This is a genomic window from Streptomyces odonnellii (genome assembly GCF_000981895.1).
Classification (GTDB): Bacteria; Actinomycetota; Actinomycetes; order Streptomycetales; family Streptomycetaceae; genus Streptomyces; species Streptomyces odonnellii.
The window spans coordinates 1-9873 of sequence record NZ_LATD01000386.1 but is presented as its reverse complement, the minus strand read 5'-3'; the positions used below and the strand labels follow the sequence as shown (position 1 = coordinate 9873).

10 protein-coding genes are annotated in these 9873 nt (G+C 70.1%); 5 read left to right on the top strand and 5 right to left on the bottom strand.

From position 1 onward, the window contains the following. Positions 1–434, bottom strand: a 434-nt coding sequence (locus WH07_RS30680; protein ID WP_046507206.1) for a hypothetical protein, incomplete at its 3' end; no start/stop codon positions are given. 441 nt (positions 435–875) lie between these two features. Between WH07_RS30680 and WH07_RS30675 the strand changes: the two genes are divergently transcribed. Genes WH07_RS30675 through WH07_RS30660 form a run of 4 tightly spaced genes read left to right on the top strand, consistent with a single transcriptional unit; the run spans position 876 to position 5139 of the window. Next, positions 876–3698 (top strand): sensor histidine kinase, encoded by a 2823-nt coding sequence (locus WH07_RS30675; RefSeq protein ID WP_046507216.1) that lies wholly within the window; start codon positions 876–878, stop codon positions 3696–3698. Further along, positions 3695–4138 carry a roadblock/LC7 domain-containing protein gene (locus WH07_RS30670; protein ID WP_046507203.1) on the top strand — a complete coding sequence of 148 codons (444 nt, stop codon included), beginning with the start codon at positions 3695–3697 and terminating at the stop codon, positions 4136–4138. The genes WH07_RS30675 and WH07_RS30670 overlap by 4 nt, the downstream gene beginning before the upstream one ends. A gap of 10 nt (positions 4139–4148) precedes the next feature. Next, entirely contained in the window at positions 4149–4544 is a 396-nt protein-coding gene (locus WH07_RS30665; RefSeq protein ID WP_046507199.1) for a DUF742 domain-containing protein, read from the top strand. Then, entirely contained in the window at positions 4525–5139 is a 615-nt protein-coding gene (locus WH07_RS30660; protein WP_046507198.1) for a GTP-binding protein, read from the top strand. The genes WH07_RS30665 and WH07_RS30660 overlap by 20 nt, the downstream gene beginning before the upstream one ends. A 148-nt stretch (positions 5140–5287) precedes the next feature. On the opposite strand, the gene glpK is transcribed toward WH07_RS30660, so the two are convergent. The 4 genes from glpK to WH07_RS30640 all read right to left on the bottom strand — a co-directional run bounded on the left by glpK (position 5288) and on the right by WH07_RS30640 (position 9140). Beyond that, on the bottom strand, positions 5288–6808 hold the full coding sequence (glpK, locus tag WH07_RS30655; RefSeq protein ID WP_046507195.1) for a glycerol kinase GlpK: 1521 nt from the start codon (positions 6806–6808) through the stop codon (positions 5288–5290). 96 nt (positions 6809–6904) lie between these two features. Beyond that, on the bottom strand, positions 6905–7669 hold the full coding sequence (locus WH07_RS30650; protein ID WP_046507191.1) for an MIP/aquaporin family protein: 765 nt from the start codon (positions 7667–7669) through the stop codon (positions 6905–6907). A gap of 221 nt (positions 7670–7890) precedes the next feature. Continuing rightward, on the bottom strand, positions 7891–8256 hold the full coding sequence (locus tag WH07_RS30645) for a DUF962 domain-containing protein (protein WP_046507188.1): 366 nt from the start codon (positions 8254–8256) through the stop codon (positions 7891–7893). A 44-nt stretch (positions 8257–8300) separates the two neighbouring features. After that, positions 8301–9140, bottom strand: coding sequence for a M15 family metallopeptidase (locus WH07_RS30640; RefSeq protein WP_046507213.1), 840 nt, complete (start codon positions 9138–9140; stop codon positions 8301–8303). Positions 9141–9219: 79 nt separating this feature from the next. Between WH07_RS30640 and WH07_RS30635 the strand changes: the two genes are divergently transcribed. Further along, positions 9220–9750, top strand: a complete 531-nt coding sequence (locus tag WH07_RS30635) for an NUDIX domain-containing protein (RefSeq protein ID WP_106409720.1) — start codon at positions 9220–9222, stop codon at positions 9748–9750. Positions 9751–9873 lie beyond the last annotated feature (123 nt).

The following is a 9873-nucleotide window of genomic DNA, read 5'->3' as shown; positions in this document are numbered from 1 at the left end:
GACAGCCCCTGCCCCTGCCCCCGCCGCCGTATTCGCGCCGCTTCCCGCGCCGCGCTCCGCGCCGCCCGTCTCGCCCTGCGCCGCTCCCGGCGCAGGGCGTGCGCCGTACTGCTGGGCACGGACACCACACCATTGCGCTGGTTCCACACCTGCCGTGTGACCCAGACGTCGAGGACCCCCCAGGTCGCCACCACCGTGGAGGCCACACTGCTCAGCACCATCGGAAAGGCCAGCCAGGAGCCCGCGAGCGTGCTCAGAAACGCAATCATGGCCTGAATCAGCGTCACCGCGGCGATGATCACGGCGCGGACCGCCGCCGTTCTGACCGGATCCGGCATGCGATACCGCGTCGCCGGCTCCTCCACCCAGAGCCCCCGTGAAACCCGTCCGATCCCACCCTCCGACGTCGCGTCACGCCGTTCATACGTCTCCATGGACGTCACTCCCCACCCGCTGTCCACCGTCCGACTCCACAGGGTGACTGCCCGCCCCGCCACGCTTCACGCCGGCCATGGAACCGAATGTGAAACGCGGACCGCGCGGGTGTTCCCGGCGCCGGTCCCATCTCCGTACACCGTCACCCTCATCCCCGTACGCAAAGACGAACGGGAGTGAGCGAAGATTCCCCTGCGGCCCTTGAGCGAATGATTCAAGCCAACTGCCCCGGCCGGTAAGCGCTGTCGCACCCGGCTCAAGGCCTCCTCACGGCGTAAGCCATCTCGCCGAATACCACGACAAGCCATAATCAACACGCCGTTGGGCGGCTGAAAATCATCCGTATGTGTCTTCGAGTTGCCGGTGTGACAGTAGTAGGCTCGCGCCGTTTGCTGACGGAGCATCTCCCGCACCGGGCGGGGATCGAGCTGGGGGAGGCCATGCGCTTTCGCGGGAAATCCATCCGCCGGAAGATCGTGGCGCTGCTGCTCGTGCCGCTCGTCGCGCTCACCGTCCTGTGGGCCTTCGTCACCGTGCTCACCGGCGGCCAGGCCACCCAGCTCCTCAACGTCAGCCATGTCATCAGCAGAGTCGGTCACCCCGTCGAGGAGGCGATCCTCGACTTCCAGAGCGAGCGCCGGCAGTCGCTCATCTTCCTCGCCGACCCCCGGGCCTCGGACGCGCTGACCGAACTCCGCGCCCGCCGCGCCGACACCGACGCGTCCGTGGCCGTCTTCAGGGCGAACGCCACCCGCGGCATGGTCGACCAGATGGACGACACCACCGCCGAGCGGTTCAACGCGATCCTCGTGGCCCTGAAGGGTCTCGACCTGATGCGCCGCTCCGTGGACGAGAGCACGGTCACCCGCGAGAAGGCACTCGACTTCTACAACCTGCTCGTCGACCCCGGCTACACCTTCCTCGCCTCGCTGTACGGGCACGAGGACGTGGACGGCGAGAACTGGGGCCGCGCGCTGGTCGGTCTCGACCGCGCCCGCGAGATGGTCGCCCGCGAGGACGCGGTGATCGCCTCGGCGCTGGTCGCCCGCAGAATCACCGCCGAGGACATCCGCACGGTCTCCGACCTGATCGCGAGCCGCAACACCCTCTATCAGACCAACCTCTCCGACCTGCCGCTCACCGACCGGGTGACGCTCGAACAGTACTGGCGCACCCCCGCCACCCTCGCCCTGCGCGAGACCGAGGACGATCTCATCGCGGCCGGTCCCGTCAACGGCCCCAAGGCCGTCGACATCGCGCACTGGCGGGAGATGACCGCCCCGGTCCTCACCGACCTGACCAACGAGAGAGCCAAGACGGACGCCCTCTACCGGGCGCATATCGACCCCGTACGCCGTGAGGTGTTCATCCGGCTCGCGATCGCCGCCGTCGTGGGCTCCGTCGCGCTGCTCATCTCGGTGATCGTGTCCGTACGCGTCGGCCGCGAGCTGATCCGCGACCTGACCCACCTCCGCAAGGAGGCCCACGAGGTCTCCGGCGTACGCCTCCCCAGCGTCATGCGCCGCCTCGCCGCCGGCGAACAGGTCGACGTGGAGACCGAGGCGCCCAGGCTCGACTACGAACGCGACGAGGTCGGCCAGGTCGGCCAGGCCCTCAACACGCTCCAGCGCGCCGCCGTCGAAGCCGCCGTCAAACAGGCCGACCTGAGGCGCGGGGTCTCCGAGGTGTTCGTCAACCTCGCCCGCCGCAACCAGGTCCTGCTCCACCGGCAGCTCACGCTCCTGGACACCATGGAACGCCGTACGGAGGACACCGAGGAACTGGCCGACCTCTTCCGGCTCGACCACCTCACCACCCGTATGCGCCGCCACGCCGAAGGTCTGGTGATCCTCTCCGGAGCCGCGCCCTCCCGGCAGTGGCGCAAGCCGGTTCAGCTCATGGACGTCGTACGCGCCGCCGTCGCCGAGGTCGAGGACTACGAGCGCATCGAGGTCCGCAGACTGCCGCGGATCGGCGTCGGCGGCCCCGCGGTCGCCGACCTCACCCATCTCATCGCCGAACTCCTGGAGAACGCCACGGTGTTCTCCCCGCCGCACACCGCGGTCCAGGTGCACGGCGAGCGGGTCGCCAACGGCTTCACCCTGGAGATCCACGACCGCGGCCTCGGCATGGCGCCCGAAGTGCTGCTCGACGCGAATCTGCGGCTCGCCGAGACCCCCGAGTTCGAGCTGTCCGACACCGACCGTCTCGGCCTCTTCGTGGTCAGCCGGCTCGCCCAGCGGCAGAACGTACGGGTCTCGCTCCAGCCGTCCCCGTACGGCGGCACCACCGCGATCGTCTTCCTGCCCGTCGCGCTGCTCACCGACGCCCCCGAGACCGAGGGCACCGGATTCCGTCTGGACCGCAAGCGGTCCACGGGCGGCGGCGGACGCCACCGCGCCGACGGCGGCCACGGCCGGCGCACCGCGCTGGCGCAGGTCCCCACCGGACGGAGCAGCGCGCCGTCCGTGCTCGACGGCCCCGTCGAGCTGGAACCTCCGGTCGGCGTTCTCGGAGTGGAGAGCGGGCCGGTACGCGGAGGAGGCGACGGCATCGCCGATCTGGAGGACACCGACAGCGAGCGCGGAAGGCTCTTCCGGGCCCGGGAACACCTCCGCGACTCCGCCGACGACCCGCGTGACCTGCGCGATACCCGTGACATGCGGGACGCGCGCGATGTACGAGACATGCGGGACGCACGCGACGACGGCCGCGACTTCCGCGACCGGCGGGACGGGCGGGACGGGCGCGGCGCACAGCCGCCCCGCGGTCTCTACGAGCAGCACCAGCAGGCCGCGGACCCCGCCTCCTCGCGCACTCCCGATCCGGCTCTGCCCCGCCGCAAGCCTCCCACGCTGGTCGTGGACCGGGGCCGCCGCGTGGACGAACCGGGCCGTGTCCAAGCCGCCAGGGAACAGTACACCGGCGCGTCGGGCCGCACCTGGTCCGGCGGCATCCCCGCACAGCCCGCGGCCCAGCAGCCCGCCGCACCGTCGTCCGACGGGGCCCCGCCCCTGCTCGACGGCCTGCCGCGCCGGGTCAGGCAGGCCAGCCTCGCCCCCCAGTTGCGGGAAGCCGTCCCGGACCGCACCGCGCGCCGCACCCCCGCCGGGCTCCACGACGAACGGGACGCGGACGAAGTACGCAGCCGTATGGCTTCTCTCCAACGGGGCTGGCAGCGCGGCCGTCGGCAGAACGATGCCGAGGACTCCACCGGCCCCGGCGATACACGACGAACCACATCGGAGGGGGACGGTCGATGACCGCACCGGACGCCGCAGCATTCAATTCCACGGACCCCAACGGCTCGGGTGAGCTGAACTGGCTCCTCGACGAGCTCGTCGAGCGGGTCGCCAGCATCCGCAAAGCCGTGGTCCTCTCCGGCGACGGACTGGCCACCGGTACGTCCAAGGACCTCACCCGGGAGGACGGCGAACACCTCGCGGCCGTCGCCTCCGGGTTCCACAGCCTCGCCAAGGGCGTGGGCCGCCACTTCGACGCCGGCAGCGTCCGGCAGACGGTGGTGGAACTCGACGACGCGTTCCTCTTCGTGACCGCCGCGGGCGACGGAAGCTGTCTCGCCGTGCTGTCCGACGCGGACTCCGACGTCGGTCAGGTGGCGTACGAGATGACGCTGATGGTCAAGCGGGTCGGCGTCCACCTCGGCACGCCGTCCCGGACCGGTCTGCCCGCCGGAGGGTGAGTGGACTAGGATGAATGACGCGGGTCAGGATCAGCAGCACTGGTTCGACGGCGAGGCCGGACCAGTAGTACGTCCGTACGCGATGACGCGCGGCCGCACCAGCAGCGCGACGCGCCACCGGCTCGACCTGATCGCGATCGTCGTCCCCGAACCCACGGCCGGCGATCCCGGCCGGGACCAGACGCTCTCCCCCGAACATGTGGAGATCGTGGAACGCTGCTCCGCCAGCCCTCAGTCGATCGCCGAACTGTCCGCGAGCCTGGACCTCCCCGTCGGAGTGGTCAGGGTGCTGGTCGGTGATCTGGTCGAGGACGAGATCGTGCATGTAACCCGTCCCGTTCCGCCGGCCGAACTGCCGGACGTGAACATTCTCCGCGAGGTGATCAATGGTCTACGGGCGCTCTGACCACGGACGGCGTCCGGTTGAACCGGTGACGCTGAAGATCCTGGTCGCGGGCGGCTTCGGGGTGGGCAAGACCACCATGGTGGGCGCGGTCAGCGAGATCCGGCCGCTCCGTACCGAGGAGATGCTGAGCGAGGCGGGCCGGCCCGTCGACGATGTCGACGGCGTCGAGGGCAAGACCACCACCACGGTCGCCATGGACTTCGGACGCATCACCCTCGACCAAGACCTCATCCTCTACCTCTTCGGCACCCCCGGACAGGACCGCTTCTGGTTCATGTGGGACGACCTCGTCCGCGGCGCCATCGGCGCCGTCGTCCTCGTCGACACCCGCCGCCTCGCCGACTGCTTCCCCGCCGTCGACTACTTCGAAAACTCAGGACTCCCCTTCGTGGTCGGCGTCAACTGCTTCGAGGGCGCGGGCCGGTTCCCGGCCGAGACCGTACGGGCGGCGCTCGACCTCGATCCCGAGGTGCCGCTGGTGATGTGCGACGCACGTGAACGCGAGTCCGTCAAGGAAGTGCTGGTGACGGTCGTCGAGCACGCCATGACGCTGGCGACACGGCAGCGCGAACACGCGGCGGCCATCACCACCTGAGCGACGCCGGACCCCTGAGCGGAGCCGGACGCCGCCGAGGGACGGGCCGTACCCGCGCCACCGCGCGGAGCACGGCCCGTACCCCCGCCACCGGCCGGAGCACGGGCCGTACCCCCACCACCGGCCGTACCGCTCCACGAGGGCCCCGCTACTCCCCGGCCCCCGCCTCCTCGTCCTGCCAGCCGAGGCTGCGCTCCACCGCCTTGCGCCAGTTGGCGTACTCGCGCTCGCGCGCGTCCGCCGCCATCGCCGGCGACCACTCCGCGTCGCGCTTCCAGTGCGCCTTCAGCTCGTCCAGATCCGACCAGACCCCGGTCGCGAGCCCCGCCGCGTACGCCGCGCCCAGACAGGTCGTCTCCGAGACCCGCGGCCTGATCACCGGCACGCCCAGCACATCGGCCTGATGCTGCATCAGCAGATTGTTGGCGGTCATCCCGCCGTCCACCTTGAGCGTGGTGATCCGTACCCCCGAGTCCTGGTACATCGCGTCGACCACCTCACGCGTCTGCCAGCTCGTCGCCTCCAGCACCGCACGCGCGAGATGCGCCTTGGTCACGTAACCCGTCAGCCCGGTGATCACCCCGCGCGCGTCGGACCGCCAGTACGGCGCGAACAGCCCGGAGAAGGCCGGTACGACGTACGCCCCGCCGTTGTCGTCGACACTCGCGGCCAGCTCCTCGATCTCACCGGCGCTCCGGATGAGGCCGAGCTGGTCACGGAACCACTGCACCAGCGCTCCCGTGATCGCGATCGACCCTTCCAGACAGTAGACGGGCGCCTCCGAGCCGATCTTGTAGCCGAGGGTCGTGATGAGGCCGTTCTTCGACGCCACCGGCCGCTCACCGGTGTTGAGCAGCAGGAAGCTGCCGGTGCCGTAGGTGTTCTTGGCGGTGCCCGTGTCGTAGCAGGCCTGGCCGAAGACCGCCGCCTGCTGGTCACCGAGAGCGGACGCCACCGGCACCCCGGCGAGCGCGCCGACGGCCGTCCCGTACACCTCGGCCGAGGACCTGATCTCGGGCAGCACGGCCTCGGGGACGTTCATCGCCGCGAGGATCGCCGGATCCCACTGGAGGGCCTCCAGATTCATCAGCATGGTCCGGGACGCGTTGGTCACATCGGTGACATGCACCCCGCCGTCCGTACCGCCGGTCAGATTCCAGATCAGCCAGGAGTCGAGGGTTCCGAAGGCGATCTCGCCGCGCTCGGCCCGTGCCCGCAGTCCCGGTACGTGATCGAGCAGCCAGGCCGCCTTGGGCCCGGAGAAGTAGCTCGCCAGGGGCAGCCCGGTGGCGTTCCGGAACCGGTCCTGGCCGTCCTCGCCGCCGAGTTCACGGCAGAGCGCGGCGGTACGGGTGTCCTGCCAGACGATCGCGTTGTGCACCGGCCTGCCGGTCGCCCGGTCCCACAGGACGGTCGTCTCCCGCTGGTTGGTGATCCCCAGCGCGCTGAGCTGGTCGGCCCGCAGCCCGGCCTTGGTGAGGGCCCCGGCCACCACTCCCTGTACCTTCGACCAGATCTCGGTGGCGTCGTGCTCCACCCAGCCGGGTTTGGGGAAGATCTGGCGGTGCTCGCTCTGGTCGACGGCGACGATCGCGCCGTCGTGGCTGAAGATGATGCAGCGGCTCGATGTCGTGCCCTGATCGATGGCGGCGACGAACTTCTCCGTCATGGTGTCCCTTTGCTGATCGGTAAGTCGGTACGTCGGTAAGTCGGTAGGTCCGCGAGCGGAGTTCGGAGTCCGGGGAGCGGAGTTCGGGACGGGGCTTCAGAACGCCGCGTTGAAGACGACTCCGGCGAGGACCCCGCCAATGAGCGGCCCGGCCACCGGAACCCATGAGTAACCCCAGTCGGAACCGCCCTTGTTGGGGATCGGCAGCAGCGCGTGCGCGATCCGCGGCCCCAGATCGCGGGCCGGGTTGATGGCGTAACCGGTGGGTCCGCCGAGCGAGAGACCGATGCCGACGACGAGCAGCGAGACCAGCAGGATGGAGATCCCGGAGCCGTACACCCCCGCGTTGCCGGGGCCGGGGAGTTCGCCGATACCGATGCCCGCGTTCTTCCCGAAGGCCAGGATCGGCAGGACCAGCGCGGTTGTCGCGATCGTCTCGGTGACAACGTTGGCGACCGGGCTGCGGATCTCCGGCGCCGTCGAGAAGATGCCGAGCGTCGGCTGCGCCTGCCCGGCTTCGGAGTTGGCCCGGAACTGCGCGTAGTACGCCAGCCAGCACAGCACCGCGCCGAAGACCGCGCCGGTCATCTGCCCCAGGATGTAGAGAGGAACCTTGTCCCACTCGCCCGTGTCGACCGCGATCCCCACGGTCACCGCCGGGTTGAGATGCCCGCCCGACAGCGGTGCCGAGGTGTACGCGCCCGCCAGTACGCCGAAGCCCCAGCCGAAGGCGATCACCACCCAGCCGGCGTCCTTGGCCTTGGAGTGGCGGAGTGTGACCGCGGCGCAGACTCCCGCGCCGAAGAGGATGAGTATGGCCGTTCCGATGAATTCACCGACGAATATGTCCCCATTGCTCAATGCGGCTCCTAGACCTGGCCCGGAGCCTCGTCGGCCCCGGATCTCCTGATGAGCGTGCTGAGCGCGCCGGACTGCGGCGCTGACGGCGATCAGGAAGTGTTCACCGGCCGGTGAGGGAGCGTCAAGGTCATTGACAGCAAGCGCTGTTCAGGGACGGTCTTGACAGAGGCGTACGGAATGTGAGGCTCCGGGGGCCGGAGTCAGTCGGGGTGAAGGCCGGTTCAGGAGTGGTCGGTGTGCTCAGCGTGCTCGGCGAGCCACTTCTCCGCGATCTCCGCCAGCTCACGGTCGCGCCCCGCCAGCATCATCCGGATCATCTGCACATCCCCGCGCAGGGACCAGGCCGGATGCCCGAAGCTCGCCGGATTGTTCTTCTCGATGAAGAAATGCGCCGGCCAGGCCGTCCCGTACCCGATCAGCGGCAGGGCCGCCGCATACCGCTTCCGCCCGCGCGCCAGAAGGTACGCGCTGATCGCGAGCCCGGTGAGTGTGCCGGTGAGATGGACCCAGCGGGTCGCCGCCTTGGAGTGCATCGCAACGTAGTAGGGCCAGAACTCCTCGTACGAATCAAACTCTCGCTCCGCCATGAAGGCACCGTAACCGCCCGCCGGAGAACGGGAAACGGGTGCCGTCAGTTCCGTACGACCGAGCGCCACGCCACCGGGAAGTCGAAGTACGTGTCCGGGAACGCCTCGGGCTTGTGGGTGAAGTGCCACCACTCCTCGGGCAGATTGGTGAAACCGGCCTCGGCCAGGGTCGTCTTCAGCAACTGCCGGCTGGCCCGCTGCTCGCCCTGGACCCGCGGATCATCCGTGTGGGACAAGGTGTCGAAACAGTCGAAACCGGTTCCCATGTCCACCGAATTGTCCGGGAACCGCTCGGCCTTGGGGCCGTAGCAGGGTGCCAGCTCCTCGCCCGGGATGTTCGGCCGGGTCGGCAGCGCGGGCAGCTTCACCAGCGTGAGATCCACCGTACTGCCCCGGCTGTGCCCGGACTTCTCCGCGATGTAACCGTCCTCGAACAGGCGCGACTTGTCGACCCGTGGATAGAACTCCGCCTTCATCCGCTCGTCCTGGAGATCCTTCGCCCACCGTACGAAGTGATCGACGGCCCGCTGCGGCCGGTAACAGTCGTACACCTTCAGCGAATAGCCCTTCCGCAGCAGCCGGTGCTGCGCGTGCCGCAGCGCCCGCGCGGTGGACCGGGTGAGGATGCACGTCGGCTGTTGGTATCCGTCCACGGGCTCGCCCAGGAAGTTGTGGGGAGTGGGATACCGCATCTCCTGAATGATCGTCGGAGCGACCGTCCGCAGAGCCACGAACTCCCTGGGCGCGGCCGGCTCCGGCGAGACATGGGCCGAGGCCTGGGCGGCGGGCGCGTCGACGGTGGCGGTGGCGGCGAGCAGCACGGCGGCGGCCGAGCCGGCGAGACCGCGGAGCGTGGACCGGAGTCCGGGCTGAAGTCGTGTCATGGGCACCTTCATCTATCAGCTTCCGGGGCTCCGGGGAAGGGCGGTCGGATACAGTCCGCGCGTGTCCGAGTCCCAGAACATGCCGCTGCCCGGCGAGCGGCCCGTCGCCAACTCCCATTGCGGAAGCTGCGGTACGCCGTATCCGGCGGCGGTCGGCTGGCCGCGTACCTGCGCCGCGTGCGGCGCCACCGCCTACCGGAATCCGCTGCCCGTCGCCATCGCGCTGCTGCCGGTGAGCGACGACCGGGGCGGCGGTCTGGTCGTCATCACACGCACCATCGAGCCCGAGTACGGCGGGATCGCACTGCCCGGTGGATTTATCGACCACGGCGAGGACTGGCGGCACGCGGTCGTACGGGAGTTGCGCGAGGAGACCGGGATCGAGGCGGACGGCGCGGACGTGCGACTCGCCGACGCCCTCAGCTCGCCGGCCGGCCATCTCCTCCTGTTCGGCCTGCTCCCGGAGCGGCGGGCCGACGGACTGCCTCCCTCGCGGCCCACGGAGGAGACATCCGGCTGGCACGTCCTCCGCGCGCCCGCCAGGCTGGCCTTCCCGCTGCACACGGAGGCCGTACGGTCCTGGTTCGCGGGCCGGTACGACACGGCCTGACGCGCGCGCCGACCAGGAGCCCCGCCCGTGGCCGCAGGACCGGCACCACGGCACCCCTGTCCCCGGGGCCAGCCGCCGCTCACCGCCCCCGGCCCGTCACCGCCTCGGGCCCGTCACCGTCGC

What these genes read in the sequence shown, in the direction of transcription:
- WH07_RS30675 (WP_046507216.1), top strand. Translation starts at nt 876, where the DNA reads ATGCGCTTTCGCGGGAAATCCATCCGCCGGAAGATCGTGGCGCTGCTG.
- WH07_RS30670 (WP_046507203.1), top strand. Translation starts at nt 3,695, where the DNA reads ATGACCGCACCGGACGCCGCAGCATTCAATTCCACGGACCCCAACGGC.
- WH07_RS30665 (WP_046507199.1), top strand. Translation starts at nt 4,149, where the DNA reads ATGAATGACGCGGGTCAGGATCAGCAGCACTGGTTCGACGGCGAGGCC.
- WH07_RS30660 (WP_046507198.1), top strand. Translation starts at nt 4,525, where the DNA reads ATGGTCTACGGGCGCTCTGACCACGGACGGCGTCCGGTTGAACCGGTG.
- glpK (WP_046507195.1), bottom strand. Translation starts at nt 6,808, where the DNA reads ATGACGGAGAAGTTCGTCGCCGCCATCGATCAGGGCACGACATCGAGC.
- WH07_RS30645 (WP_046507188.1), bottom strand. Translation starts at nt 8,256, where the DNA reads ATGGCGGAGCGAGAGTTTGATTCGTACGAGGAGTTCTGGCCCTACTAC.
- WH07_RS30640 (WP_046507213.1), bottom strand. Translation starts at nt 9,140, where the DNA reads ATGACACGACTTCAGCCCGGACTCCGGTCCACGCTCCGCGGTCTCGCC.
- WH07_RS30635 (WP_106409720.1), top strand. Translation starts at nt 9,220, where the DNA reads ATGCCGCTGCCCGGCGAGCGGCCCGTCGCCAACTCCCATTGCGGAAGC.